The following is a 25,062-nucleotide window of genomic DNA, read 5'->3' as shown; positions in this document are numbered from 1 at the left end:
CGTGGTGGTGGACGACCGGTCGGCGGTGCGCAGGGTCGCGCTGGGAACCGTCCTGGTCGGTGCGGCCGCCTTCGTCCTCGTCGCTGTCGGCCGCGTGCCGTGGCACCCCGTTCCCGGCGGCCTGCCGGACCCGGTGACCGCCTCGTCGGTCTTCACCCGGGCGCAGATCGACCGCGGTGAGCACTACGCGCTGTGGGGACGGATCTGGAGCTGGTCGCGGCTTGCCGTCTCCCTGGCGGTGGCCGCCTGGCTGGGCTTCGGCCCGGCCGGCCGGCGCTGGGCGGCCCGCCTGCGCGGCTGGTGGTGGGTCCGCGTCGTCGTCGTGGTCGCCGGCCTCACCCTCGTCGGTGAGCTGGTCACCTTGCCGTTCGGCATCGCGCTGCGCCGGCTCGGGCTCCACGAGGGCCTGGTCGCCGGAACCTGGGCCGAGTGGGGAGCCGACCAGGCCAAGGGCTACCTGGTCACCGTGATCAGCACCTCGATCGCGGTGGCGGCTCTCGTCGCGTGCACGAGGCGGCTGCCGCGGCTGTGGCCGGCGGTGGCCGCCCTGGCGGCGGCGGTCCTCGTCGTGCTCGGCTCGTTCGCCTACCCGTTGGTCGTCGAGCCCGTCTTCAACGATTTCGAGTCGCTGCCGGCGGGCCAGCTGCGCAGCGAGGTGCTGGCGCTCGCCGACGCGGAGGGCGTCCACGTCGACGACGTCCTGGTCGCCGACGCGTCGCGGCGCACGACCACGTTGAACGCCTACGTCTCGGGCTTCGGCAACAGCCGCCGGGTGGTGCTCTACGACAACCTCGTGTCCGGCACGCCCACCGACGAGACGCTCTCGGTCGTCGCCCACGAGCTGGCCCACGCGAAGTACGACGACGTCCTCACCGGGACGCTGCTCGGAGCGGCGGGAGCGGCGCTCGGCGTCGGGCTGCTGGGCTTCCTGCTGTCCGTCCCGCGCCGCGAGCGAGCCGGGGAGGGGACGGTCGGGGGCGACGAGGTGTCCGTCGTGCCGCGGGTGCTCGCGCTGGTCGCGATCGCGACCTTCCTCGCAGCGCCGGTCCAGAACGGCGTCAGCCGGCTCATCGAGACCAGGGCCGACCAGACGGCGCTGGAGGTGACCAACGCCCCCCAGGCGTTCGTCGACCTCCAGCGCCGTCTGGCACTGCGGTCCCACGCCGACCCCACACCTCCGGCGTGGTCGCAGTGGTGGTTCGGCTCCCACCCGACGGCGCTGCAGCGGATCGGGCTGGCCAACCAGTTCCAGGCTCGGGCTACGGACTGATCGCGGAGTCGAAGCTGGCGTTCGTGTTTCGGAACAGGCCGTCGACGCCCCCTCCGAAGCTCACCACGGCGAAGACGATCACCGCCGCGAGCAGCGCGACCAGCAGTCCGTACTCGACGGCGGTCGCGCCCCGCTGGCAAGGACCAGGTGGGGCTGTCGGAGTGGTCACTGTCGTCTCCCAACTAGAGGCGGCGGAAAAGGCCGCAACCGCGTCAAGGCTGCCTTGACGCGGTTGCAGACGGTGTTCGTGTTCTGGTCTCAGCCGCCGAGGCTGCTGTTGACCTTGCCGAAGGCGTCGTCGAGCTTGTTGCCGAGGAGGATGACCGCGGCGATGATGACGGCGGCGATGAGCGCGACCAGCAGGCCGTACTCAACGGCGGTCGCACCCCGCTCCTCCATCTTGGCCAGGCGGCCGTTCAGCAGGATGTTGAGGTACTGGATCATGGGGTCTCCCTGTGCACTGGTTCTTCGTGTCCCCGGGGAGTGCTTTCCCCGATGGACACCACTCTGCCGGACCAGGTCAGACGACGGATCGGGAGTTCGTCTTCTCGCTGCTAGTCACTTCGGACTAGCGATCCACGACGTGCAGGAGTCGCGTCAGCGCGCGGACGGCTGGACCGTCGAGAGCAGGCCGATCCGCATCGCGGTGACCAGCGCCTGGGCCCGGTTGGCGGCCCCCAGCTTCTGGTAGATGCGAGCGATGTGGGACTTCGTCGTCGACTCCGAGAGGTAGAGCTTGGCGCCGATCGCGGCGGCGTTGAGCCCCTCGGCGAGCAGCAGCAGGACGTCGTGCTCGCGCTCGGTCAGCGCGGTCGACTCGGCCGACTGGCGGCGCATCATGGCGCCGACGAGACCGGCGCAGACGAAGGCCTTGGGCGAGACGGCTGCGTGGCGGGCGGCCTTGATCACCTCGGTGGAGGGGGCGTCCTTGCCGACGAAGCCGGACGCCCCGGCCTGCATCGCGGCGAAGATCTGCTCGTCCCCGGAGTGCATGGTGAGCACGATCAGGCCGACCTGGTCGTTCTCCTTGCGCAGCGTGCGGACCACGTCGAGGCCGGTGCCGTCCTGCATCTGCAGGTCGGTGATCACCACGTCGGGGCGCACCTCGCGAGCACGCTGGATGCCCTCCATCACCGAGCCCGCGGTCGCCACGACGCTGAGGTCGGGCTCGAGGTCGATGACGGCGCCGAGACCGTCGCGGATGAGCTCGTGGTCGTCGATCAGGAGAACGGTCGTCGTGTCACTCATCGCTGCTCCGTGAGGATCGTGGAGTCGTCGCTGCCGACCGCGCTCCGAGGGGTCTTCAGGGCCACCGAGACGGTGAGGCCCCGACTGGCGTTGTCACGGACCACGAGCTCCGCGCCGATCAGTCTGGCACGTTCGCGCATGATCTTCAGGCCATGTGAGTCCGCGCGCGCCGCCTGCAACCCGACACCGTCGTCGGTGACGGTGATGATCGCCTCCGGCGCGTAGACCTGGCAGCGCACGTCGATCGACGTCGCGCGGGCGTGCTTGACCGCGTTGTTGATCGCCTCCTGGGCGATCCGGAACAGCTCCGCCTCGACCTCGGGCCGCAGCCGGGTCGGCTGCTCGTCGAGCCGGACCCGGATCGGGATGCCCGAGGACTCCGAGAGATGGCGCGCGACATTGCTGATCGCGGCACCCAGGCTCTCGTTCTCGCCGATGCTGGTACGCAGGTTCATCACCGACTGCCGTACCTCCGCGACGACCTTTGATACGCGGTCACGCAGCATGCCGAGCGCCTTGGCCTGCGCCTCGTCGGCCGGACGCGCGGCCAGCGCGTCGATGATGTAGCCGAGGGAGGCGATGTCCTGGGCGACGCCGTCGTGCATCTCGCGAGCCAGCCGGTTGCGCTCGTCGGCGGTCGCGGCGTCGCGGAACTGGGCGAACAGCAGTGCGGCGTCGAGCTTGACCGCCGTGTCCGAGAGGTCGCGCGCCACAGCGCTGAGGGGGAGGGACCGCGAGGTGTCCGCTCCGGCCGGCCGGAGGCCTGCGACGATCGCCTGGTCGCTGACGCGGAAGGCGAAGCCCTCGCCGATCTCGATCGGCTTCGAGGAGCCGGCCTCCTGCAGGCGCACGTCCCCGGCCAGGGTCTCGGTCGCGACGGAGTCCGCGGTCGCGAGCTCGACCGTCGAGGCCACCGGTGCAAGCGCATCGCCGCGCGGTACGTACAGGACCAGGGCGCGGTTGGGGATGTCGTCGCTGACCTGGCTGAGCAGCTCGCCGCCGAGTGCGCCGACGTCGAGCCCGGAGCTGAGGCTGCCCGCGAGGTCGATCAGCTGGCGGAGGTGCTCCTGGGCGTCGCGGTAGGGCGCGAGCGGGTCGGCGACCCGGTCGGAGGAGAACGTGACGGCGGCGATCAGGCTGAGTCCCAGGCCGGCCATCGCCCAGGTGAAGATGGCGATCGCCTGGTCGGTCGTGATCGTCTCCCACCACATCAGCCCCAGCGCGACGACGGCGATCAGCTCGACGAGCACGGTCCGGAACATCGTGCGCACACCGGCGACGGCGGTGGCGTAGAGCGGCGGGACGACCAGCGCCGCCAGGATCACCGGCGCGTCCTCCATCGCCAGGGCGCAGATCACGCCGATCGCCGCAGCCTCGGTCATGGGGCTCAGCGACAGCTCGAGATCGCGACGCGTGGCGGTCACGCCCTGGTAGACCCACACGCAGCTCACGGCGGCGAGGGCGAGCAGCCCCTGCTCCTGGTGGAGCCAGACGATCGGCCCGCCGATCGCCAGCAGCGCGAACAGGCGAGCCGCGCCGACGACGGCGTAGGTCTGACTGCTCGGCATGGTGTCCACCCTAGTGCCGGACCAGCCCGCTCACTTGTTGTTGAACGCGTCGATCGCGTTCAGCACCGCAGGGCCCATCACCACGATGAACAGGCAGGGCAGGATGAACAGGATCAGCGGGACCATGATCTTCACCGGCACCTGCTGGGCCTTCTCCTCGGCGTACTGACGCCGCTTGACCCGGATCTCGTTCGACTGGACCCGCAGGACCTGCGCGATGGGGATGCCGAAGGCGTCGGCCTGCACCATCGATCCGACGAAGGTGTTGAGGTCGTCGACGTTGCTGCGCCCGCCCATCGACTTGAGGGCCTCCGAGCGGCTCATGCCGAGCTGCATCTCCCGCAGCACGCGGGAGAACTCCTCCGCGACGGGCCCCGTGGTGTTGCGTGCGACCTGCTGCAGCGCGGCGTCGAAGCCGAGGCCGGCTTCCACGCTGATGGTGAGCAGGTCGACCGCGTCGGCGAGGCTGCGCTTGATCTGGTCGGCGCGGTGGGAGGCCTTGTTGTAGAGGTAGAGGTCGGGCCCGAAGAAGCCGAGCGCGGCGCTCGCCAGGGCGATGACCAGCAGGACCGTGAAGGAGCCGCCGAGCAGGGCGCCGTAGGCCACGACGACGACCGGCAGCGCCACGGCGCAGATCACCTTCATGGACAGGACGCGGTCGACGGTCCACCCGCGCGGGTTCCCGGCGAAGTCGAGGCGTTGGCGGATCCGGTCGGCCTTGTCCGCGCCGGTCATGCGCCGACCCAGGGACAGAGCGCGGGCCTGGAAGGGCGCCAGGACCCGCTCGGTGAACGGACGGTCGGCCTCCTGGGCGATCTCGCGACCGGCCTGGCCAGACTGCTCCAGCGCTTGGAGCGCTCGCGCGAGACCGTCCGGTGCCTCCTTGGCGAGCGCGGCGCCGATCGTGGCGATCGCCGCCAACAGCAGCAGGAATGCGAGCAGGAGCAGCATCACGCCTCCACCCTGACCATGCGGGACATGAGGAAGGACCCGATCGTCATCCACAACACGCCGAACCCGAGCAGGATCCAGCCGCGGATGTCGGCGACCAGCGGGTGCAGGAACTCACGGTTGGTGAGGAACAAGAAGAGCGCGAACAGGATCGGCAGCGCGCACAGGATGATCGCGGAGAGCCGGCCCTCCGCCGACAGCGCGCGCACGTGCCGGCGCAGGTACTGGCGCTCGCGCATGGTCGAGGCGACCGTGGTGAGCAGCTCGGCGAGGTTGCCGCCGACCTGGCGCTGGATCCGGATGGCCATGACCGCCCAGCCGAAGTCCTTGCTCTCGAAGCGCTGGGCGACGCCCTCGAAGGCGTCCTCGATCGAGACACCGATCCGCGCCTCGACCAGCACGCGCTTGAACTCCGAGGCGATCGGCTCCGGACCCTCGCGGACGACGGTGTCGACCGCCTGGGCCAGCGACAGGCCGGCGCTCAGCGCGCCGGACAGCAGCTGCAGAACCTCGGGCAGCGCGGCGTCGAACGCACGCTTGCGACGCCCCGCCATGAAGCGCAGGTAGAACGGCGGCAACGCGAACCCGACGAGCATGAAGAGCAGCCCGAGGACGATGCTGCCCTGCCCGAGCAGCAGGCCCACGACGCCGCCGGCGAGCACGGCACCGATGTGCAGCAGCAGCCACTCCGACGGCTTGAACTCGCTGCCCGCGGCGGTGAGCCGCCGGGTCATCCGGTCGTTGAGGGCGCTGTTGCGCTGCAGGATCTCGGCTGCGGCGGCCTTCGCCTGGTCGAGGACGGGGTCGGCCTGGGGCTTCGAGGAGCTGGACCTCCTGGCCAGGTCCTCGACCCCCGTCACCCGCGTGCTGTACGCCGTCACACGGTCCGCGATGCTCATCGGTGCCGGCTTGGCCGGGACGAGCAGCACCGCCACCGACACCAGGCCGACGGCGAAGACGCCCACGCCGACCCACAGCAGCCATCCCGGGGCGGTGAAGCCGGTGTCCGGGTCGGCGATGGTGGGCAGCGGCGCGGCAGCGCCGGGGGTGCTCGCGGCCTCGATGGTGGCCAGGCTGCGGGCCACGACGGCCGTGCCGTCGCTGGTCGGCAGGCTGACCTCGACGGTGGCGACCTTGGCGGAGAACCCGTCGGGGAGCGGGGCGGTGACGAGCACCTGGTCGGCCAGTGCCTCGGCCTGCTCCGCGAAGGCTGCAGCGAGGGCGGCTCCGCTGGAGGTGATCACCTCGCCCTTGCCGGAGTCCGCGATCGTGCGCAGCGGGGTGAGCTGGTCCTCGGCGAGGTCCAGCCCGACGATGGTGACCCGGGTGCCTGCGTCCTTGATCGCGGCCACGGCGTCCTCGATCGAGGCGGTGCTGCCCGCGTCGGCGCCGTCGGACAGCAGGAGCATCGAGCGCTGGCCGCTGTCGCCGGCGACGTCGGTGGCGGCGATGATGCCGTCGTACAGCAGCGTGTTGCGCTGCAGCGAGAGCCCGTCGATGACGGTCCGCGCGGCGGCGCGGTCGGTGGTCGGCTCGAGGGCGACGTCGACGGTGCTGTCGAAGGTCACGATGCCGACCTCGACGTCGTCGGGCACGGTGTCGAGGTAGGTCGACGCGGCCTTCTGCGCCGCTTCGAAGCGACCCTGCTTGCGCATCGAGTTGCTGGTGTCGATGGCCAGCACCGTGGTGCGCCTGACCGCGGACTCCGACGTCGTGTGGCTCGCGGAGGCGTCCAGCGCCGTGCCGTCGAGTGTCGCGGTCACCCCTGCGAGGTCGACCTGGCTTCCGGACGGGACGTCGACCAGGATCCGGATGCCGTCACCGGTGGACTCGACGTGGGCGATGCCGCCGTCCTCGGCGTACGCCGGTGCGCCGGCGAGCACGACGAACAGGGCGATGACGGGGCCGACCAGCAGCGCCGCGCCCCGACGGACGATCTGCTGCCCGGGCATCAGATGCGTTCCGTCCGGAAGATCGTGGGATCGACGGCGACGTTGGCGTAGGCCAGCTTCTCGACGAACTTCGGCCGCAGGCCGGTCGAGCGCAGGCGCCCGAGGATCCGGCCGTTCTCGTCGAACCCGGCCGAGTTGTCGAAGACGAAGATGTCCTGGAGGGTGATGATGTCGCCCTCCATCCGCTCCACCTCGGTGATGTGGGTGATCCGGCGCGATCCGTCCTTGAACCGGGTCTGGTGCACGATCAGGTCGACCGCGGAGGCCACCTGCTCGCGGATGGCGCGGATCGGCAGGTCCATTCCGGCCATCAGCACCATCGTCTCCATGCGGGCGAGCGTGTCGCGCGGTCCGTTGGAGTGCAGGGTGCAGATGGAGCCGTCGTGGCCGGTGTTCATGGCCTGGAGCATGTCGAGCGCGGAGGCGTCGCGGACCTCGCCGACGACGATGCGGTCGGGCCGCATGCGCAGGCTGTTGCGGACCAGGTCGCGGATGGTCACGGCGCCCTTGCCCTCGATGTTGGCGGGGCGGGACTCGAGCCGCACGACGTGGTCCTGCTTGAGCTGCAGCTCGGCGGCGTCCTCGATGGTGACGATCCGCTCGTCGGTCGGGATGAACGACGACAGCACGTTGAGGGTGGTCGTCTTGCCGGCGCCGGTGCCGCCGGAGACGATCACGTTGAGCCGCCCCCGCACGCAGGCGTCGAGGAAGTCGGCGGTCTGCGGCGTCAGCGACCCGAAGTTGATCAGGTCCTGCACCGTGAGCGGGTCGGTCGAGAACTTCCGGATGGTCAGCGCGGAACCGTCGATCGCCAGCGGCGGGACGATGGCGTTGACGCGGCTGCCGTCGGGCAGGCGTGCGTCGACCATGGGGGAGGACTCGTCGACGCGGCGGCCGATCCGCGAGACGATCTTGTCGATCGTGCGGCGCAGGTGGGCCTCGTCCGCGAAGTGCGCCTCGGCCTTGACCAGTCGTCCGTCGCGCTCGAGCCAGACGTCGTCGTGGCCGTTGACCATCACCTCGGAGACCTCGGGGTCGCGCAGGTACGGGTCGATCGGGCCGTAGCCGAGGATGTCGTCGGTGATCTCCTGGGTGACCCGGACCCGGTCGGCCGCGCTGAGCGGCCGGTCCTGGGCGCCGAGCACGTCGGAGAGGACCGAGCGGACCGTCTGGTCGAGCTCGTCCTGGTCCATCTCGGCGTCGTACAGGTGCGGGCCGAGCTGCTTGATCAGCTCGGTGTGGACGCTGGACTTGAGGTCCTCGAGACGGTCGTTCTCGGTGCCCGCCATGCGGCGGCCCGGCTTCCCGTCGGTGGCCGCGGCCGCAGCGCGTGACGAGAGCGGACCGGGGTTGCGGTGCGGGGCCGGCGCCTCGACGACGGCGTGGGTCGCGACCGGTGCAGGCGCTGGCTGCTCGGTGACGCTCACGACGTCGGCGAGGACCTCGGCGTCGGCGCTCGGGGTGGCGGCGTGGCGACCCTGCGAGGCGGCCTCGCGACGTGCGGCGGCGAGGCGCTCGGAGAGGCTGGACATCGATCAGCCCCTTCCCCGGCGGAACAGGCCGCGCGAGCGGGGCGGCTCGGGCTGCACGGCCGTGCCCGACGACGGCGCGGGGACCGGCTCACCGGTGACCGCGGCGGCGAGGTGCGCGTACGCGAGGCTCGCCGGGTGGCCCGGCTTGTGCGAGACGATCGGCGTGCCGGCGTTCGTGGCGGCGGCGATGTCGACGGCCGTCGCGACCTGCGCGCTGACCGGCATGTTGAGGATGCTCTCGACCTTGTCGACGCTGATGCCGACCTCGTCGTCGGCCCGGTTGAGCAGCAGGTGCCGGTGACCGCGGGCGATGCTCAGCATGTCCATGGTCTCGAGGGCGACCTTGACGTTCTTCAGGGTCGGTACGTCGAGCGTCGCCACGATGACGCACTCGTCGGTCTCGTCCAGTGCCGTCAAGGTGGCGTCGTCGAACGACGGCGACGTGTCGACCACGATGTAGTCGAAGCCGTCGCGCAGTGCCCGCAGGATCCGCGAGATCAGCAGGGGAGTGACCCGCTCGCGCACGTCGGGGTGGGCCGGGGCCGCGAGGACCGTGAGTGAGTCCTGGTGCCGGGTCAGCAGGCCCTCGAGCATGGCGAGGTCGATCGAGTCCTCCGAGCCGACGGCCTGCTCGATCGAGTGGGTCGGGAACAGCTGCATCGTGATCGCGACGTCGCCGAAGGCCAGGTCGAGGTCGACCAGGCACACCTTGCGGGCGCCGCGGTCGGTGAGCGCGAGCGCCAGGTTGACCGAGGACGTCGTCTTGCCGACGCCACCCTTGGGGGAGAACACGGTCACGACCCGGCCGAGCTGACGGGCGCCGCCCGGTCCGCGCAGTGCCTGGTAGAGCTGGTGGGCGCGCTCGACGGCGCTGGTCAGCGCCTTCTCGTCGCCGCCCGCGACGACGACGTCGCGGATGCCGGCGTGCATCGCCCTGGTCAGGACCTCGGTGTCGAACTGGTGGCGGACCAGGACGACGCTGACGGTGGGGCGCTTGATGCGCAGCTCCTCGGCGGTCGCGAGGGCCGCGCCGAGGTCGACGGTCGGGCCGAGGGCCACGACGTACTCGTCCTGGTGCTGGTCGAGCCAGGCCACGGCGCGGTCGGTCGACGCGACCGCGTGGGAACCGGTGGGCATGGCGCGCACCAGGCTGTCGACGAGCGACGGATCCTGTTCGACGAGAACCGGCATGTCGTCCTCACTCGCTGTCGCGGATGGTGGCGCAAGGTCCGGTCTTGTCGAGCTGGACCTCGCTCTCTGCGTTGAGCAGGGCCACGGAGAGCTCGCCGCGCTCTCGACCGTCCTGGAGCCACTCGAACTGCTCCTGGGTCACGGCGAGGTGCAGGGCCGGGGCCTTCTCGGCGACGCCGTCGCCGCTGGTGTCGGTGGCCGTCTCGGTCTGGGCGCCCTTCGAGATCACGGTGACGCGGTCGATGAGCAGGCAGGTGGGCGTGCTCGGGTTGACGGTCAGGAAGACGGCGAGCTGGGAGCCGGGCTCGATGAAGGAGCCCACCGGCAGGTCGAACGACTCCGGCTTCGCGATCATCCCCGTGGGCAGCGGCAGCGAGGCCACGTCGACCGGGTCGCCGACGCCACCGAACTTCGTCGACAGGAGCTGCTCTCCGGCGTACAGGGTGGTGAGCGCGACCTTGCCGTCGAGGTCGCCGAGGTCGCCCTGGCGCAGCGCGTTGTCGAGGACCTGGCCCTGCGGAACGGCGGTCTCGGCGAGCTTGCCGGTGTCGAGTGCCGACTTGATGCTCTCGCCGGGAAGCACGGTCTTGCCGGCGGCGACCGTGACGACCTTCGTCGTCTGGTACTTCTCTGCTGCACGCGACTCGGCGCTGCGGGCGAAGACGAAAACGAGCCCGACGCCGAGCGCGGCGATCACCGCTGCCACGACGAGCAACAACCTGCGACGGTCCACTTCAGAGCCCTCCCGCTCCCCATGTGCATGGTTCGCTGCTCCCCGGCTGCAGCGCATTGCGAACCTAGCGAAGACACCGCTCGGGGTGTGAGCGAAACCCCCAATTCGGGGAGAATGATGCCCGATCGCCGGCGGGCGGATGGTCCGTTGGGACTATGTCCCACGAGGTCCCGCGGGGTACGGGCCGGAGTCCTGCGGATCGGGGCCGTCAGCCGTACAGTGCGGCGATCTCGTCGCGGCACTCGCGCATGACGACGTTCCGCTTGAGCTTGAGGCTCGGCGTCACCTGGCCGGCCTCCTCGGTCCAGTCCGTCGGCAGGATCGCGAACTTCCTGATCGACTCGGCCTTCGACACCGCCTTGTTGGCCTCGTCGATCGCGGCCTGGACCTCGGCGCGCAGGTCCTCGTCGTCGACGAGGTCGGCCACCTTCCCGGTCTTGCCGTGCTGCTCGGCCCAGACGGGGAAGGCCTCCTCGTCGATCGTGACGAGCGCCGCGATGAAGGGCTGGCCGTCGCCGACGACCAGGCACTGGCTGACGAGCGCGGAGGCCCGGACGCGGTCCTCGAGGACGGCGGGGGCCACGTTCTTCCCGCCCGCGGTCACCAGGATCTCCTTCTTGCGCCCGGTGATCCGCACGAAGCCCTCGTCGTCGACCTCGCCGACGTCACCGGTGTGGAACCAGCCGTCGCCGTCGATCGCCTCGGCCGTCGCGTCGGGGTTGTTCCAGTAGCCCGTGAAGACCTGCCCACCGCGGAACAACAGCTCGCCGTCGTCGGCGATCCGTACGGCGGTGCCCGGGATCGGGCGGCCCACGGTGCCGACCTTCTGGGCGTCGGGCAGGTTCACGGTGAGTGCGGCGGTGGTCTCGGTGAGGCCGTAGCCCTCGAGCACCGTCACCCCGATCCCGCGGTAGAAGTGACCGAGCCGGTCGCCCAGCGGCGCGCCGCCGGAGACGGCGAACTCGCACCTGCCGCCGAGCGCCGTGCGCAGCTTGCCGTAGACCAGCCGGGAGAACAGGGCGTGCTGCGCCCGCACCCGGACGGGGATGCGTCCGCCCTCGAGGGCGCGTGAGTAGGCGATCGCAGCCTCCGCCGCCCGGTCGAAGATCTTGCCCTTGCCGTCGGCGGTCGCCTTCTGCGAGGCGGTGTTGAAGACCTTCTCGAAGACCCGGGGGACCGCGAGGATGAAGGTGGGCTGGAAGCTCGCCAGCTGCGGCAGCAGGTTCTTGATGTCGGCGCTGTGCCCGAGCCGGGTGCGGGACTTGATGCAGCCGACCTGGATGATCCGCGCGAAGACGTGGGCGAGCGGCAGGAACAGCAGGGTCGAGGCGCCCTCGGCGTCGAAGAGCCGCTCGAGCTCGGCGACCGCGACGCCGAGCTCGGTCTGGAAATTGTCGTGGGTGAGCATGCAGCCCTTCGGGCGGCCGGTGGTGCCCGAGGTGTAGATCAGCGTCGCCAGGTCGCCCGGGCCGGCCGCCTGCCGGCGGGTCTCGAGCTCGGCGTCGCTGACGCCCGTCCCCAGCTCGGTCAGCGTCGCGATCGCGCCGTCCTCGATGGTCCACAGGTGCTCGAGCGCCGGCAGCGTGGCGCGGGTGGCCTCGACCCGGGCGCCGTGGCCGGCGTCCTCGCAGACCACGACACGGGCGCCGGAGTCGGAGAGGATCCAGTTGATCTGCTCCTCCGAGGAGGACTCGTAGATCGGCACCGTCGCGGCGCCGGCGAACCAGATCGCGTAGTCGAGCAGGGTCCACTCGTAGCGGGTGCGCGAGATCACGGCCACCCGGTCGCCGGCCTGGACGCCTGCGGCCATCAGGCCCTTCGCGACGGCCGACACCTCGGCGAGGAAGGTGGCGCACGACACGTCGTCCCAGCCGCCCTCGGCGTTGGCCCGGCCGAACTGGACGGCCTGCGGCGCCTCGGCCGCGTTGCGGACCACGTCGTCGGTGAGGTTGCCCGTCGTCGGGATCTCGATGGTCTGCGGGGTCGAGTACTCGCGCACCCGTGCAGGTTACCGCCGAGTTGGGGTCGGCGTGGACGGCACCCGTCGGCGCCCGGCCGGGGTCCGGTAGCCTTCCGGCCATGGCCGAACAGACGTCCTCGTCGATCGTCGTCGACGCGCCCGCCGCCGATGTGATGGCCGTCATCGCGGACTTCGCGGCCTACCCGCAGTGGGCCAAGGGCGTCACCGTCGCCGACGTGCGCTCGTCCTACGACGCAGCCGACCCGGCGCAGGGCGGCCGGGCCCGCGAGGTGTTCTTCGCGCTGGACGTCTCGCCGATCAAGGACGAGTACACGCTCGCCTACGTCTGGGACGGCGACCGCCAGGTCACCTGGACCCTCGTCGAGGGCAAGATGCTCAAGGCGCTCGAAGGTGCCTACGTGCTGCGCGAGCGCGGCGGCTCGACCGAGGTGACCTACCGGCTCGCGCTGGACGTCTCCATCCCGCTGATCGGCATGCTCAAGCGCAAGGGCGAGAAGATCCTGATCGACACTGCGCTCAAGGGCCTGAAGAAGCGCGTCGAGTCCGGCGCCTGAGGTCTGCCTGTGCGGATCGTTCTCTTCACCGGCAAGGGCGGCGTCGGCAAGTCCACCGTGGCCGCCGGCACCGCGGCCCTCGCCGCCGCGCGGGGCCTGCGCACACTGGTGATCTCGACGGACGCCGCGCACTCCCTGGCCGATGCGTACGGCGCGGTCTCGACGGGTTCGACCCACCCGGGAGCCGAGCCGACCGAGGTGGCACCCGGCCTGTTCCTGCAGCAGGTCGACGCCCAGCTGCGCTTCGAGCAGTCCTGGGCCGACATCCAGCGCTACCTGCTCTCGGTCCTCGACGCGGTGGGCATGGACCCGGTCGCGGCCGAGGAGATGACGGTCATCCCCGGCGCCGAGGAGGTGCTCGCGCTGCTCGAGCTGCGCCAGCACGCCCGATCCGGCGCCTGGGACGTGATCGTCGTCGACTGCGCACCGACCGCCGAGACCCTGCGCCTGCTGGCCCTGCCGGAGGCGCTCGGCTGGTACCTCGAGCGGCTGTTGCCGATCCAGCGCCGGCTGGTCAAGGCGCTGCGCCCGGTGCTCAACCGGGCGGCCGGCGTACCCATGCCCGGTGACGCCGTGTTCGACGCGATCACCCGCCTGCACGGCGAGCTCGACGACGTCCACGCCCTGCTGTCCGGGCCGGGGTCGACGGTGCGGCTCGTCCTCACACCCGAGCAGGTCGTGCTCGCCGAGGCCCGCCGTGCCTACACCAGCCTGTGCCTGTTCGGGTACCGCGTCGACGGCGTGGTCGCCAACCGGGTCTTCCCGGCCGGTGACGACGACCCGTGGCGTGCGGGCTGGGTCACCGCCCAGGCAGCGGTGCTGCGCGAGGTCGCCCAGTCGTTCAGCGGACTGCCGGTGTGGACCTCGGAGTACCAGGCCGCCGAACCGGTGGGGGTTCCGGCGCTCAGCGTCCTCGCCGCCGACCTGTACGACGGCGCCGACCCGCTCGCCGTACCCGCGGGCGACGGGCCGTTCCGGGTCGCCCGCGGCGACGACGGGGGAGCCGTCGCCCACCTGTCCCTGCCCAACGTGTCCCGCTCGGAGGTCGACCTGGCCCGCAACGGCGACGAGCTCGTGCTGACGGTCGGCTCGTACCGCCGCCTGTTGACGCTGCCGCCCGGTCTGGCGCGGCTGCGGGTGGCCGGCGCGAGCGTGGTCGAGGGAGAGCTCCGTGTGCGGTTCGCCGAGCCCGAGCCGGTGGATGCCCGATGACCGACGACGAGACCCCGGGCGGCAAGCCCGACGACATCGGCAGCGTCGGCGAGGAGGCGATGAAGCTCCTCGGTGCCTTCGCCGACCTCGCGAAGCAGCACACGGGAGACGCTGCCGGCGGACTCGGCAACCTCGCCGGACAGGCCGCGGCGATGGCACACGAGGTCGGTGAGCACATCGCGACCGACGCGGTCGAGTGCAAGTACTGCCCGGTGTGCCGGGTGGTCCACGCCGTCCGGCAGACCTCGCCCGAGGTCAAGGCCCACCTGATGGTGGCGGCATCCTCCCTGCTGCAGGCCGCGGCGAGCCTGATGGAGACACCGCCGGAGAGCGGCACCCGGACCTCCGAGGTGCAGCGGATCGACCTCGACGACCCCGAGGAGCCGACGCCATGAGCGGCACCCTGACCTGCGGCATCGACATCGGCGGGACCAAGATCGCCGGTGCGGTCGTCGACGAGGACGGCACCGTCCTCGCCGAGGCACGGGTGGTCTCCCCGGCCACCGACCCGGCCGCTATCGAGGCTGCCGTCGCCGGACTGGTGGCGAAGCTGGTCGCCGAGCACCCCGTGACCGCGGTCGGCGTCGGCGCTGCCGGCTACATCGCCTCCGACCGGTCCACGGTCCTCTTCGCGCCCAACATCGCCTGGCGCAACGAGCCGCTCGGCGCGGACCTCAGCCGCCTGATCGGGCTCCCGGTGGTCGTCGAGAACGACGGCAACGTCGCTGCCTGGGGTGAGTTCCGGTACGGCGCCGGGCGTGACCACGACGACCAGCTGATGGTGACGGTCGGCACCGGCGTGGGCGGCGGCGTGATCGCGGACGGCCGCCTGCTGCGCGGGGCCCACGGCGTCGCCGGCGAGATCGGCCACCTGCGCCTCGTCCCCGACGGACGCCTGTGCGGGTGCGGCAACCACGGCTGCCTGGAGCAGTACGGCAGCGGCTCCGCGCTCGTGCGCGACACCCGCGAGGCCGTGCTCGCCGATCCTGCCGCAGCGAGCGGGCTGCTCGCACGGGCCGGTGGGGACGTCGAGGCGATCAACGGACCCCTGATCACGGCGGCCGCCCAGGCCGGCGACGCCTTCGCCGTCGGCCGGCTCGCGGTGCTCGGTGACGCGCTCGGCCAGGGGATCGCGTCCCTCGCTGCCGTGCTCGACCCGGGTGTCGTGGTGATCGGCGGTGGCGTCAGCGAGGCCCACGACCTGCTGCTCGACCCGATCCGCGCCGCCTTCGAGCGGGAGCTCACCGGCCGGGGCTTCCGGCCCGAGGCCGAGATCCGGCTGGCCGCGATGGGCAACCGCGCCGGCGTGGTCGGCGCGGCCGACCTGGCGCGCGGCTGACATGACCTGGGTCGGCGTCGACGTCGGCGGGACGAAGGTGCTCGCCGTGCGCATCGACGCTGCCGGCGAGGTCGAGGCCACCGCGACCCGGCCGATGCCCGGCCGGTCCGCGGGAGCCGACGCCGTCGAGGAGGCGGTCGCCCTCGCCGCGCGCGACGTCTACGGCGACCGCGAGCCGAGTGCGCTCGGGGTGTCCGCCGCCGGTCTGGTCGACGCGGAGGGGGAGCGCTTCCTGTTCGGCGCCCACCTGCCGTGGCGGGACGCACCCGTGCGCCGTGTGCTCGCCGAGCGCACCGGGCTGCCCGTCGTGCTGGACAACGACGCCAACTGCGCGGCCCACGCCGAGCTCGTCGCGGGCGCCGCGCAGGGCGTCCGCTCGGCCATCCTGATCACCATCGGCACCGGCATCGGCGGCGCGGTCGTGCTCGACGGGCGGGTCGTGCGCGGCGCGCACGGCCTCGCCGGGGAGTTCGGCCACATGCAGGTCGTGCCCGACGGCCTGGCCTGCGAGTGCGGGCTGCGTGGTTGCTGGGAGCAGTACTGCAGTGGCCGCGCCCTCGAGCGGGTGACCCGGGTGGCGCTCGGCCGGCACCTCGACGGCCCGGAGGTCACGGCGCTGGCCCGCGCGGGGGACCGCGTCGCGCTCAGCTCCTTCGCGTCGGTCGGCACCTGGCTGGGCGTGGGAGCCGCCGGGCTGGTCTCGGCGTTCGACCCCGAGCTGGTGGTCGTCGGCGGCGGGGTGTCCGCGGTCGGCGACCTGCTGCTCGACCCGGCCCGCACGGCCCTGTCCGGCTCGCTGCAGGGCACCGCCTACCGCGCCGTGCCACCGCTCGTGCCGGCGCGGCTCGGGCCCGGTGCGGGCGCGATCGGCGCGGCTCTGCTCGCGCGGGACGGCCGCTCGTGAGCGCCACCTCCGTGCGGCTCTGGGCGTGGTGGGGGCTCACCCGGCTGACCCTCGTGGTGCTGCTGATGACGGGGGAGTCGGGGTCGATCTCCGACCTCAACTACTACAGGGCCAGTCTCGACGACCTCGGCGCCGAGGGTGTCGGCGGCACCCTCGCGGAGTACCCGGTGCCCGCGTTCCTGCTGCTCGCAGCGCCGTACGGTCTGCTCTCCCTGGCGGGGGCCACCGGTGCCTACCACGTCCTCGTCCTGCTGCTCCTGCTGCTGCTCGACGCAGGCTTCCTGTCGGCCCTCGTCCGCCGGGGAGGACGTGGCATGCCGGCGGTCCTGTGGCTGGCCGCCACCCCGGCACTGGGCGCCATCAGCTATGCCCGGTTCGACCTGGTTCCCGGTGTGCTCGTGGCGCTCGCCCTGTTCGCCCTGGTCGACGCTCCACGTCGTGCCGCGGTGCTGGCCGTGCTCGCGACCGGTGTGAAGTACAGCCCGGCGCTGGTGCTGCCCGGCCTCGCGGCCCCGGCCGCGAGCCGGGCGCGGGTGGTGCTGTCGGGTGCGGTGGCCGGGCTCGGGTTGGTGGTGGTGAGCGTCGCGGTCGGCGGCTGGGACCGGATCGTGTCGCCGTTGACCTACCAGGGCGACCGGGGCCTCCAGATCGAGTCCGTCGCGGCCACGCCGGCGATGCTGCGGTGGGCGGTGGCGCCCGGCGACGCCGCGATCTCCTTCGCGCCCTCCCTCGCGTGGGAGATCGACGGGCCCTGGACCGAGGCCCTGCTCCGTGTCTCCACGGTCGTGACCGTCCTCCTCGCGGCTGTGCTGGTTGCCCTGTGGGGGCTCGCCTGGACCCGCATCCCGGACGCCCGCGCGGGCCTACCTGCCGCGGTGTGGCTGACCGTGGGCGCGCTGTCGGCCTTCGTGGTCAGCGGCAAGGTCCTGAGCCCGCAGTACCTGCTCTGGCTGCTCCCCGTCGCGTGCGCCGGGCTCGCGCTGCTGGACGGCGCCGATCGCCGCCGCCTGGCGCGCTGGACGATCGTGCTGCTCGTCGCCGCCCTGCTCTCCCACGTCCTGTACCCGCACGCGTACCGGGCGTTCATCGAGGCTCACTCCGGCTGGAGCGTCCCCGCGGTGGGCGTGCTCGCGCTACGCAACCTGCTGCTCGCCGGACTGTGCGTCACGGCCCTGGCAGCGGCCTGGCAGGCGATCAGACGCGTGCCCCGTCGTCCCAGGGATCACGCGGAGACCCCGGCGTCCTGATCACCAGGTAGCAGAAGCCGCCCACGAACCAGGCGACCAGCAGCCAGCCGAGCCAGGACGGCATGCCGACGCCGAGGACGAGGAACACCAGCAGGATGGTCGGCGAGCAGAACACGCCCAGCCAGGCGAGCAGGCGGTCCGCCGGCGGGATGGGCACCGGCGGGGGCTGGTCGGGCACGAAGCGGTCCTCCTCGACGAGGTCGATCTCGTCGTAGGCGTCGTCGTACGGGCTCTCGTCCCGGGCGTCGGGCGCCGGGCCGGGGTCGTGCTCGGCCGGGTCGGGCGTCTCGAGCTCGACACGCTCGCCGTAGTTGTCGACGATCGCCTGCCAGGCGGCGGCGTCGTAGTCCGGGTCGTCCCGTTGCACGTCCTCAGGTTACGCCCCGGGCCGCAGCCGTTCCCGGGCTATGCGGCGCTCACCCGGGCGACGAACGCCGCGGACTCCTCGAAGATCGTCGGGGCGTCGTTGTCGAGCGTGGCCACGTGGAAGCTCTCCGGCAGCGCGACCCGGGTGACGTCGGTCGACGAGATGCCGCCGAGCACCAGCGGCTCCGAGGCGTCGTCGACGACGTGGTCGTCCGCGGAGCGGAAGTAGACCAGGGGAGAGGTGATCCGTGACAGGTCGGCGCGCAGCGAGGGCCAGGCCTGGATCAGCGAGTGGATCGCCTTCAGCGGAGTGCGGTCGTAGCCGTTCTCGTCGACACCGGGCTTCTTGATGTCGTTGGCGATCGCCGGGAACGACGGCACCAGGTGCTTGAGCACCGGCAGCAGCTTCACGTCGAGCCGCCTGGTCGCGACCGCGGGGTTGACCACCATCACGCCGGCGACCTCGTCCGGCCGGTCCGCCGCCAGCCGCAGCACGAGCGCGCCGCCCATCGAGAGCCCTCCCACCACGACCGCGTCGTGCTCGGCCCGCAGCGTGTCGAAGGCCCGGGTCAGGGCGGCGTACCAGTCCACCCAGCGCAGGGTGTTGAGCTCCTGCCACGTGGTGCCGTGCCCCGGCAGCAGGGGTACGGCGACGCCGTACCCCAGTGCGCCGAGGTGCTCGCCCCACGGCCGCATCGAGGCGGGCGAGCCCGTGAAGCCGTGGCTGAGCAGCACGCCGATCCGGCGCCCGCCCGTCAGCTCCGGACGGGCGGCGATGGTCAGCGCGGCGGTCTGGTCGGTCTCACGGTCGGGCGTGCTCGCAGGCATGACGAGATTGTGCCGCACCAACGCCGGCGGTGCGTCCCGGGAGTGGCTTGCACGGCGGCGTGCCCTGGGCGCGCGGACGGGTGAGCCATTTCCGGGACGCACCACTAGGATCCGTGACAGTGGCGCCGGTCCGGGCAGGCGCCAGGTCCCTGGGGAAAGGTCCGAAGAGGTTGTTCTACTGGTTCTTGAAGTTCGTCGCCCTCGGGCCGCTGCTCAAGGTCGTCTTCCGCCCCCGGGCCGAAGGCGTCGAGAACGTTCCCGCCACGGGGCCGGCGATCCTCGCCAGCAACCACCTCTCCTACGCCGACTGGCTGTTCATGCCGCTGGTGATCCCGCGGATGGTGCGCTTCGTCGCGAAGGCCGAGTACTTCACCTCGCCCGGCATCAAGGGCTGGCTGCAGAAGAACTTCTTCAGCGGCACCGGCAACATCCCGATCGACCGCACCAGCGGTGACGCCGCCTCCGGCGCGCTGGTGTCCGCGAAGCGGGTGCTGGCCGAGGGCGAGCTGTTCGGCATCTACCCCGAGGGCACCCGCTCCCACGACGGCCGCCTGTACCGCGGCAAGACCGGCATCGCGCGGTTGACCCTCGAGACCGGCGTCCCGGTCATCCCGGTCGCCGTCGTCGGCACCGACGTGGTGGCGCCCCCGGGCAAGAAGTTCGGCCGGATCACCCGCCCGACCGTGCGCTTCGGCAAGCCGCTCGACTTCTCCCGCTACGCCGGCATGGAGAACGACCGCTTCATCCTGCGCTCGATCACCGACGAGATCATGTACGAGATCATGCGGCTCTCCCAGCAGGAGTACGTCGACATGTACGCCTCGCGCGCGAAGGCGGAGTCGAAGTCCGAGTCGAAGTCCGAGCCCAAGAAGCTGGCGTCCTGACGCTGCCGTGGCTGCGGGAGCGGTGACCACCCGGGCGGCCCTCGCCGTCGAGGACCGGATGTTCCGGGCCCTGGCGGTCCTGCGCGTCGTCGTCCTCGGCTACACCGTCGTCCTCAACGCCTACCGCAACAACTTCGACCACCCGGTCCTCGGCTGGGTCTGCGTCGCGGTGATGGTGGTCGCGACCGCGGTGGCGATCCTCGTGTACGCCGCCCCGGAGCGCCGGGTCCCCGCAGTGCTGCTGGTCGACCTCGCGCTTGCCGTCGCCCTGCTCCTCGCGACGCCGGTCGTCAAGGGGCCCTGGTTCCAGGCCACCATCCCCGGCTACTGGATCGTCGGTGCGCTGCTGGCGTGGGCGGTGCGCTACGGCTGGCGGGGCGGCACGATCGCGGCCGTGCTGCTCGGAGCCGTCGACCTGCTCACCCGCTCGCACGTCGCCCAGAAGGACTGGGGCAACGTCTTCCTGATCCTGCTCGGCGGCTCGATGGTCGGCTTCGTCTGCGAGTCGCTGAAGGCGATGGCGGCCGAGCGCGACCTCGCCCAGCGGGAGGCCGCCGCGGCGCAGGAGCGGGCCCGGCTGGCCCGGGCCGTGCACGACGGCGTGCTGCAGGTGCTCGCACTCGTCCAGCGCCAGGGAGGCGAGCTGGGGCGCGCGGCCGGTGCCCAGGAGCGGGCGCTGCGCACCCTCATCCGCTCGCAGGACGCGCTCAGCGCGACGCCGCAGGCCCTCGCCGGGCACGCCGACCTGGCACGGGCCCTCGGCGTGCTGGGCGCCCGGCCCGGCACCGAGGTCGGCCTGCCCGCCGGCGTCGTCGAGCTGCCCGCCCACACCGTCACCGAGCTGGCCGCGGTCGTGCGCGCCTGCCTCGACAACATCGAGCGCCACGTCGGCCCCGATGCCCGCGCCTGGGTGCTCGTCGAGGACCTCGGCGACCGGGTCGAGGTGAGCGTGCGCGACGAGGGCCCTGGCATCGCCGAGGGCCGGCTGGAGGCCGCCGAGCAGGAGGGGCGGCTCGGCGTCGTCGAGTCGATCCGCGGCCGGGTCGCCGACCTCGGCGGGACGGCCACGCTCGACACCGGGGCCCACGGCACCGAGTGGACCTTCGTCGTACCCCGTCGGCAGGAGCGATCGTGACCATCCACACCACGCATCCGTTCGCCGACGCCGACCCGGACCCGGCGCGGCGCTTCCGCGGTCGGGTCGGCGGCGCGGTGACCCTGTGGACCGCCGGTGAGGGGCACGACCGCGCCGGGCTGACGGTCACCTCGCTGATGGTCGCGCTCGGCCCGGAGCCGGCCGTGCTGGCGCTGCTCGACCCCGACTCGGACCTGCTCGACACGCTGCGCACGTCCGGTCGGGGCGTGGTCCAGCTGCTGACCTGGGCCGACCGACAGCTCGCCGAGGCGTTCGCCGGCACGGCGCCCGCCCCCGGCGGCCCGTTCCGCCAGGCCGACTTCGTCACCGAGACCCACGGCCCACGGCTCGCCGGCGCGACGACGTGGGCCGGCGTCCGGCTGGCGGGGGAGCGTGAGGTCGGCTGGTCGGTCGAGGTCACCGCGGTGCTGGAGCAGGTCGTGGTCGGCGACGAGGACGACCCGCTGCTCCATCGCCGCGGCCGCTTCCAGCGCCTGCCGTAGGCGTCCCTCGAGCCCCCGTCCGCCGGGCACGGGCTAGGGTCCTGCCCATGACGGACCCGATCCGGGTGATGGTCGTCGACGACCACCCGATGTGGCGCGACGCCGTCGAGCGCGACCTCCAGGCGGCCGGCTTCGACGTGGTCGCCGTGGCGGCGACAGGCGACGAGGCGATCGCCCGGTTCGGCGCGACGCGCCCGCGCGTGGTCGTCCTCGACCTGCAGATCCCCGGTCCCAGCGGGGTCGAGGTCACCGCGCAGGTCCTGGCCGCCGACCCGTCGTCGCGGGTGCTCATCCTCTCGGCGTCCGGCGAGCAGGACGACGTGCTCGCGGCGGTGAAGGCCGGTGCGACCGGCTACCTGCTCAAGTCCGCCTCGCGCGCGGAGCTGCTGACCGCCGTCCGCCGGGTCGCGAACGGCGACACCGTCTTCACGCCCGGGCTGGCCGCGCTGGTGCTCGGCGAGTTCCGACGGATGAACGAGCCGGCCACGCCGCCGGGCGAGCGGCTGACCGATCGTGAGACCGAGATCCTGCGGATGGTCGCGAAGGGCGTGTCCTACAAGGACATCGCCGAGCGGCTGGTCATCTCGCACCGCACCGTGCAGAACCACGTGCAGAACACGCTGCGCAAGCTGCAGATGCACAACCGGGTCGAGCTGACGCGCTACGTCATCGAGCAGGGCCTCGACGCCGACGAGGACTGAGCGCACCGGCGTGGTTGAGCGACAGCGGGCCCGGCCCCGACAGGACCGCGCGGTGCAGACGCGGCGCTTGCTGCTCGACACCGCCGTGCGCATCCTCGACCGCGACGGCCTCGACCGGCTGACCACGTCGGCGGTGATCCGGGACGCGCACGTGAGCAGCGGGACCTTCTACCGCTACTTCAACGACCGCACCGAGCTGCTCGCCGTGCTGCGGGAGGAGGCCGTGCACGCGATCAGCGACGACCTCATGGTCAGTGTCGTCGACGCGCTCGAGCTCGACCTCGACGCGGCGCTGCGGATGGTCGTGGTCACCCTGGTCGACGGGTTCGAGCGGCACCGCGGCGTGATCACCGCGATGGTCAACCAGACCCCGGCCGGCAGCAACGCCAACGTGCTCCCCGAGATCGAGGCCGACCTGCACCGGCTGGCCTCCCTCCTCCCGCGGCGGCACCGGCCCGACCTCGCCCCCGAGCAGCTCGAGGCGGTGGTGTTCATGCTGATGGGCGTCCTGGTCTCCACCTGCCTGAGGATCGCCCTCGCCCGGCCGGAGGGCGTCGACCGCGACGACCTGGTCGACCTCACCGTCGCGATGATCGGGGCCGGCCTGCGATGACCCTGCCCGTGACGACTCTGGAAGACTCCGAACGTGGCTGACCTGCTGGAGATCGCCGACGAGCTCTACGCCCTGCCGCTCGGGGAGTTCACGCCGGCGCGCGACGCCCGGGCGAAGGAGCTCAAGGGCACGCCGCTCGGCGCGCAGGTCAAGGCGCTGCGCAAGCCCAGCACCGCCGCCTGGGTCGTCGACCTGCTGGTACGCCGCGAGGCAGCCCAGGTCGACCAGGTCCTCAGCGTCGGCGCCGCGCTCCGGGAGGCGCAGCAGGCGATGTCGGCCGGCGAGCTGCGGGCGCTGACGAAGCAGCGCCGTCAGGTCACCGCCGCCGTCACCACCCAGGCCCGCAGGATCGCGGCCGAGGAGGGGCTGCGGGTCACCGAGGCCGTCGCCGAGCAGGTGGAGGCCACGCTCACGGCCGCGATGGTCGACGCCGAGTGCGGCCGCGCCGTACGCAGCGGCCTGCTGGTCAGTGCGCTGCACACGACCGGCCTCGAGCCGATGGACCCCGACGCGCTCGCGAGCGCCGTCGCGCTGCCGGAGGCGCTCGGCTTCAGCGCGACGCCACGCGAGGCCGTGCGTCCGGGGCCACCCGAGCTGCACGTCGTACCGGACCCGGACAAGGCGGCCAAGGCGATCGCCGCCGCCGAGGAGCGCCTCGCTGCCGCCCAGGAGGAGTACGACGCCGCGCGGGCCGCCCACGACGACGCGTCCGGCGAGGTCGACCGGCTCTCCGCCCGGTCGTTGCAGCTGGAGGCCGAGACCGACGAGCTGCGCCGTCGCCTGGCCGATCTCGAGGAGCAGGCCGAGGCGCTCGAGGAGGAGCTGGCCGAGGCCGAGGAGGTCCGCGACGGTGCCGGCGCGGACCTGCGCACGGCGAGCGCGGAGCGGGATGCGGCGGAGAAGTCCCTGGCGCGGGTCAGAGCACGCTGAGGCCGCCGTCGCGGCCGGTCGCGGCGAGCAGCAGCGCGCCCGCCCGGCCACTGCCGACCGCGAGGTCGGCCGTGATCGCCAGCGACTGCGCCGCCGCCGTGTCCGGTACGTCGACCGGCAGCCCGAGCGCCCGCGCCAGGTCGGCCGTGTGGACGGTCAGCTCGAAGGTCCGGGTGGGCAGGTAGTCGGCGAGCCGCATCCCGCCCACCACGGTCGTGACCAGCTGTCCGGGCGCGAAGGCAGCGAGCCGGCCCACCACCCGGTCGGCGATCGCGGCGACCGCTGGAGCCGGGGCGTCGCCGAGCTGGGCGCCCGCGGCGCGGCCGCGCTCGGCGACGTCGGGACCGTTCGCCACCGCACGTGCGGCTCGGAAGTAGTCGCCCGCCGAGAGGTGCTCGACCGCCGCGGCGGGGCGGGCGGCGTACTCCTCGACCGTGAGCAGGGCGCGGCTGGTGTGGCCGACGAGGGCTCGCACGTCCCACTCGCCGAGGCCCGGCTCCGCCCACCGCTCACCGACCGCGGCCGTCGTGGCGACGAACCAGCCAGCCGCTTCGGCGAACGCCGTGCACGACTCCTCCCACGTGAACCCGTGCATCAGCCGTCGCCGCGCACGATCGCCAGCACCCGCCGGTCGATCCAGGCGAGGTCGGGCGCGACCCGCATCTCGTGGTTCTCGGTACCGACCCAGGTGTGGAAGTCGCGGTGGCCGGCGGCGGTGGCGAAGGCCTCGAGCTCGTCGCGCAGCGCGGCGTCGACGGGCACCTTCTCGTCCTCGGTCGAGGCGGTCAGGTAGAGGTCGTGCAGGTCGAGCAGCCGGACCAGCTCGTCGATGGGGGTGGCGTGGTCGTCGACACGGAGGTCGACGGCGACGTCGTCCAGGCCGCCGTACCCGGCACCCTCGCGGACCACGAGGATCGCGGCGGACTGGCGTCCACGGCGGTCGCCGCCGGCCGCGTCGCCTGCGGCGAGTGCGGCGACCAGCCGGTCCTGGAGCGGCGCGTCGGCGGAGCCGGCCAGCCAGGCCTCCTCCATCGCGGCCACGACCTCCTCGCCGGCGAGGCAGTTGCCCTGGACGGCGTACCCGTCGCCGGTGCGGCCGCCTGCCCACGGGATGCACTCGGTGCCGGTGTGGGACGCGGCGTTGCCGTCGAGGTCGACGATGCCGACCTGGCGGTGCGCCCGGCCCTCGTCCTCCTCGAGCAGTCGCTGCAGCGCGACCGGCGCGGTGGCGCCCTCGTCGAGGTGGGACAGGGCGAGGCCCTTGTAGGCGACGTTGGCGTCGGCCTGGGTCGCGAGCGCGCCGACACCGGCGACGGCGGCGGGGACGGCCGAGCCGACCGCGAGGAACTTGGACGCGACGGCGACGCCCCACGTCTCGCCGTCGGCGGAGCGGGCCACGATCGAGAAGGTCATGCCCAGA

27 protein-coding genes are annotated in these 25,062 nt (G+C 72.5%); 13 read left to right on the top strand and 14 right to left on the bottom strand.

Annotated features, from left to right (window positions below; genetic code table 11):
- Position 1: 1 nt before the first annotated feature.
- Complete coding sequence (locus BJ958_RS09235) at positions 2 to 1,270, top strand: M48 family metalloprotease (protein WP_273542056.1); 1,269 nt, start codon at positions 2 to 4, stop codon at positions 1,268 to 1,270.
- Here BJ958_RS09235 and BJ958_RS28465 read toward each other — a convergent pair.
- The 10 genes from BJ958_RS28465 to BJ958_RS09185 all read right to left on the bottom strand — a co-directional run bounded on the left by BJ958_RS28465 (position 1,260) and on the right by BJ958_RS09185 (position 12,444).
- Positions 1,260 to 1,439 carry a Flp family type IVb pilin gene (locus BJ958_RS28465; protein WP_179726568.1) on the bottom strand — a complete coding sequence of 60 codons (180 nt, stop codon included), beginning with the start codon at positions 1,437 to 1,439 and terminating at the stop codon, positions 1,260 to 1,262. The two genes, BJ958_RS09235 and BJ958_RS28465, sit on opposite strands and share 11 nt — an antisense overlap.
- An 89-nt stretch (positions 1,440 to 1,528) precedes the next feature.
- Positions 1,529 to 1,714, bottom strand: coding sequence for a Flp family type IVb pilin (locus BJ958_RS09225; RefSeq protein WP_141798325.1), 186 nt, complete (start codon positions 1,712 to 1,714; stop codon positions 1,529 to 1,531).
- Between the two features lie 153 nt (positions 1,715 to 1,867).
- The gene (locus tag BJ958_RS09220) at positions 1,868 to 2,518 is read right to left on the bottom strand and encodes a response regulator transcription factor (RefSeq protein WP_179726567.1); all 651 of its coding nucleotides are present in this window, start codon (positions 2,516 to 2,518) and stop codon (positions 1,868 to 1,870) included.
- Positions 2,515 to 4,086, bottom strand: a complete 1,572-nt coding sequence (locus tag BJ958_RS09215; RefSeq protein WP_179726566.1) for a sensor histidine kinase — start codon at positions 4,084 to 4,086, stop codon at positions 2,515 to 2,517. Before BJ958_RS09215 ends, BJ958_RS09220 begins: the two co-directional genes overlap by 4 nt.
- Before the next feature lie 30 nt (positions 4,087 to 4,116).
- Positions 4,117 to 5,037 (bottom strand): type II secretion system F family protein, encoded by a 921-nt coding sequence (locus BJ958_RS09210; protein WP_246319385.1) that lies wholly within the window; start codon positions 5,035 to 5,037, stop codon positions 4,117 to 4,119.
- Positions 5,037 to 6,989 carry a type II secretion system F family protein gene (locus tag BJ958_RS09205; RefSeq protein ID WP_179726564.1) on the bottom strand — a complete coding sequence of 651 codons (1,953 nt, stop codon included), beginning with the start codon at positions 6,987 to 6,989 and terminating at the stop codon, positions 5,037 to 5,039. The genes BJ958_RS09210 and BJ958_RS09205 overlap by 1 nt, the downstream gene beginning before the upstream one ends.
- The gene (locus tag BJ958_RS09200; RefSeq protein ID WP_179726563.1) at positions 6,989 to 8,521 is read right to left on the bottom strand and encodes a TadA family conjugal transfer-associated ATPase; all 1,533 of its coding nucleotides are present in this window, start codon (positions 8,519 to 8,521) and stop codon (positions 6,989 to 6,991) included. The genes BJ958_RS09205 and BJ958_RS09200 overlap by 1 nt, the downstream gene beginning before the upstream one ends.
- Before the next feature lie 3 nt (positions 8,522 to 8,524).
- Positions 8,525 to 9,712 carry a CpaE/TadZ family protein gene (locus tag BJ958_RS09195; RefSeq protein WP_179726562.1) on the bottom strand — a complete coding sequence of 396 codons (1,188 nt, stop codon included), beginning with the start codon at positions 9,710 to 9,712 and terminating at the stop codon, positions 8,525 to 8,527.
- 7 nt (positions 9,713 to 9,719) lie between these two features.
- Positions 9,720 to 10,430: an RcpC/CpaB family pilus assembly protein gene (locus BJ958_RS09190; RefSeq protein ID WP_179726561.1), complete on the bottom strand. Its 711-nt coding sequence runs from the start codon at positions 10,428 to 10,430 to the stop codon at positions 9,720 to 9,722.
- Between the two features lie 223 nt (positions 10,431 to 10,653).
- Entirely contained in the window at positions 10,654 to 12,444 is a 1,791-nt protein-coding gene (locus tag BJ958_RS09185; protein ID WP_179726560.1) for an AMP-binding protein, read from the bottom strand.
- A gap of 80 nt (positions 12,445 to 12,524) precedes the next feature.
- Between BJ958_RS09185 and BJ958_RS09180 the strand changes: the two genes are divergently transcribed.
- The 6 genes from BJ958_RS09180 to BJ958_RS09155 are packed head-to-tail and all read left to right on the top strand — an operon-like array spanning position 12,525 to position 17,682.
- Complete coding sequence (locus BJ958_RS09180; RefSeq protein ID WP_179726559.1) at positions 12,525 to 12,980, top strand: SRPBCC family protein; 456 nt, start codon at positions 12,525 to 12,527, stop codon at positions 12,978 to 12,980.
- 9 nt (positions 12,981 to 12,989) lie between these two features.
- Positions 12,990 to 14,192, top strand: a complete 1,203-nt coding sequence (locus BJ958_RS09175) for a TRC40/GET3/ArsA family transport-energizing ATPase (protein WP_179726558.1) — start codon at positions 12,990 to 12,992, stop codon at positions 14,190 to 14,192.
- Positions 14,189 to 14,587: a hypothetical protein gene (locus BJ958_RS09170; RefSeq protein WP_179726557.1), complete on the top strand. Its 399-nt coding sequence runs from the start codon at positions 14,189 to 14,191 to the stop codon at positions 14,585 to 14,587. Before BJ958_RS09175 ends, BJ958_RS09170 begins: the two co-directional genes overlap by 4 nt.
- Positions 14,584 to 15,531, top strand: coding sequence for an ROK family glucokinase (locus BJ958_RS09165; RefSeq protein ID WP_179726556.1), 948 nt, complete (start codon positions 14,584 to 14,586; stop codon positions 15,529 to 15,531). The genes BJ958_RS09170 and BJ958_RS09165 overlap by 4 nt, the downstream gene beginning before the upstream one ends.
- Position 15,532: 1 nt before the next feature.
- Positions 15,533 to 16,435: an ROK family protein gene (locus BJ958_RS09160; RefSeq protein WP_179726555.1), complete on the top strand. Its 903-nt coding sequence runs from the start codon at positions 15,533 to 15,535 to the stop codon at positions 16,433 to 16,435.
- Entirely contained in the window at positions 16,432 to 17,682 is a 1,251-nt protein-coding gene (locus BJ958_RS09155; RefSeq protein ID WP_179726554.1) for a glycosyltransferase 87 family protein, read from the top strand. Before BJ958_RS09160 ends, BJ958_RS09155 begins: the two co-directional genes overlap by 4 nt.
- On the opposite strand, the gene BJ958_RS09150 is transcribed toward BJ958_RS09155, so the two are convergent.
- Both BJ958_RS09150 and BJ958_RS09145 read right to left on the bottom strand, forming a co-directional pair.
- Positions 17,630 to 18,049 carry a hypothetical protein gene (locus BJ958_RS09150; protein WP_179726553.1) on the bottom strand — a complete coding sequence of 140 codons (420 nt, stop codon included), beginning with the start codon at positions 18,047 to 18,049 and terminating at the stop codon, positions 17,630 to 17,632. The genes BJ958_RS09155 and BJ958_RS09150 overlap by 53 nt on opposite strands.
- Positions 18,050 to 18,087: 38 nt before the next feature.
- Positions 18,088 to 18,876 (bottom strand): alpha/beta hydrolase, encoded by a 789-nt coding sequence (locus BJ958_RS09145; RefSeq protein WP_179726552.1) that lies wholly within the window; start codon positions 18,874 to 18,876, stop codon positions 18,088 to 18,090.
- Positions 18,877 to 19,061: 185 nt separating this feature from the next.
- Here BJ958_RS09145 and BJ958_RS09140 point away from each other — a divergent pair, with 185 nt between their 5' ends.
- Genes BJ958_RS09140 through BJ958_RS09115 form a run of 6 tightly spaced genes read left to right on the top strand, consistent with a single transcriptional unit; the run spans position 19,062 to position 23,642 of the window.
- Entirely contained in the window at positions 19,062 to 19,760 is a 699-nt protein-coding gene (locus tag BJ958_RS09140; protein ID WP_425489757.1) for a lysophospholipid acyltransferase family protein, read from the top strand.
- Positions 19,761 to 19,767: 7 nt separating this feature from the next.
- A complete protein-coding gene (gene macS / locus BJ958_RS28985; RefSeq protein ID WP_179726550.1) occupies positions 19,768 to 20,895 on the top strand; it encodes a MacS family sensor histidine kinase in 1,128 nt (375 codons plus the stop codon).
- Complete coding sequence (locus BJ958_RS28455; protein ID WP_179726549.1) at positions 20,892 to 21,398, top strand: flavin reductase; 507 nt, start codon at positions 20,892 to 20,894, stop codon at positions 21,396 to 21,398. The genes macS and BJ958_RS28455 overlap by 4 nt, the downstream gene beginning before the upstream one ends.
- Positions 21,399 to 21,445: 47 nt before the next feature.
- Complete coding sequence (locus tag BJ958_RS09125) at positions 21,446 to 22,099, top strand: response regulator (RefSeq protein ID WP_179726548.1); 654 nt, start codon at positions 21,446 to 21,448, stop codon at positions 22,097 to 22,099.
- A gap of 52 nt (positions 22,100 to 22,151) precedes the next feature.
- On the top strand, positions 22,152 to 22,712 hold the full coding sequence (locus BJ958_RS09120) for a TetR family transcriptional regulator (RefSeq protein WP_179726547.1): 561 nt from the start codon (positions 22,152 to 22,154) through the stop codon (positions 22,710 to 22,712).
- A gap of 33 nt (positions 22,713 to 22,745) precedes the next feature.
- Positions 22,746 to 23,642 (top strand): hypothetical protein, encoded by an 897-nt coding sequence (locus BJ958_RS09115; RefSeq protein ID WP_179726546.1) that lies wholly within the window; start codon positions 22,746 to 22,748, stop codon positions 23,640 to 23,642.
- Here BJ958_RS09115 and BJ958_RS09110 read toward each other — a convergent pair.
- Together BJ958_RS09110 and BJ958_RS09105 are read right to left on the bottom strand one after the other, a co-directional pair.
- Complete coding sequence (locus tag BJ958_RS09110) at positions 23,629 to 24,237, bottom strand: maleylpyruvate isomerase N-terminal domain-containing protein (RefSeq protein ID WP_179726545.1); 609 nt, start codon at positions 24,235 to 24,237, stop codon at positions 23,629 to 23,631. The two genes, BJ958_RS09115 and BJ958_RS09110, sit on opposite strands and share 14 nt — an antisense overlap.
- Positions 24,237 to 25,055, bottom strand: coding sequence for a DUF1028 domain-containing protein (locus tag BJ958_RS09105; RefSeq protein ID WP_179726544.1), 819 nt, complete (start codon positions 25,053 to 25,055; stop codon positions 24,237 to 24,239). Before BJ958_RS09105 ends, BJ958_RS09110 begins: the two co-directional genes overlap by 1 nt.
- Positions 25,056 to 25,062: the final 7 nt, after the last annotated feature.

It is taken from the genome of Nocardioides kongjuensis (assembly GCF_013409625.1).
Taxonomy (GTDB): domain Bacteria; phylum Actinomycetota; class Actinomycetes; order Propionibacteriales; family Nocardioidaceae; genus Nocardioides; species Nocardioides kongjuensis.
The sequence above is the reverse complement of the archived record's forward strand: the minus strand, read 5'-3'. Positions and strand labels throughout refer to the sequence as shown.

Coding starts and splice junctions, on each gene's coding strand:
- BJ958_RS09160 (WP_179726555.1), top strand. CDS start 15,533: ATGACCTGGGTCGGCGTCGACGTCGGCGGGACGAAGGTGCTCGCCGTG.
- BJ958_RS09165 (WP_179726556.1), top strand. CDS start 14,584: ATGAGCGGCACCCTGACCTGCGGCATCGACATCGGCGGGACCAAGATC.
- BJ958_RS09220 (WP_179726567.1), bottom strand. CDS start 2,518: ATGAGTGACACGACGACCGTTCTCCTGATCGACGACCACGAGCTCATC.
- BJ958_RS09215 (WP_179726566.1), bottom strand. CDS start 4,086: ATGCCGAGCAGTCAGACCTACGCCGTCGTCGGCGCGGCTCGCCTGTTC.
- BJ958_RS09205 (WP_179726564.1), bottom strand. CDS start 6,989: ATGCCCGGGCAGCAGATCGTCCGTCGGGGCGCGGCGCTGCTGGTCGGC.
- BJ958_RS09170 (WP_179726557.1), top strand. CDS start 14,189: ATGACCGACGACGAGACCCCGGGCGGCAAGCCCGACGACATCGGCAGC.
- BJ958_RS09105 (WP_179726544.1), bottom strand. CDS start 25,055: ATGACCTTCTCGATCGTGGCCCGCTCCGCCGACGGCGAGACGTGGGGC.
- BJ958_RS09200 (WP_179726563.1), bottom strand. CDS start 8,521: ATGTCCAGCCTCTCCGAGCGCCTCGCCGCCGCACGTCGCGAGGCCGCC.
- BJ958_RS09225 (WP_141798325.1), bottom strand. CDS start 1,714: ATGATCCAGTACCTCAACATCCTGCTGAACGGCCGCCTGGCCAAGATG.
- BJ958_RS09110 (WP_179726545.1), bottom strand. CDS start 24,237: ATGCACGGGTTCACGTGGGAGGAGTCGTGCACGGCGTTCGCCGAAGCG.
- BJ958_RS09125 (WP_179726548.1), top strand. CDS start 21,446: ATGACGGACCCGATCCGGGTGATGGTCGTCGACGACCACCCGATGTGG.
- BJ958_RS09210 (WP_246319385.1), bottom strand. CDS start 5,037: ATGCTGCTCCTGCTCGCATTCCTGCTGCTGTTGGCGGCGATCGCCACG.
- BJ958_RS09145 (WP_179726552.1), bottom strand. CDS start 18,876: ATGCCTGCGAGCACGCCCGACCGTGAGACCGACCAGACCGCCGCGCTG.
- BJ958_RS09180 (WP_179726559.1), top strand. CDS start 12,525: ATGGCCGAACAGACGTCCTCGTCGATCGTCGTCGACGCGCCCGCCGCC.
- BJ958_RS09195 (WP_179726562.1), bottom strand. CDS start 9,712: ATGCCGGTTCTCGTCGAACAGGATCCGTCGCTCGTCGACAGCCTGGTG.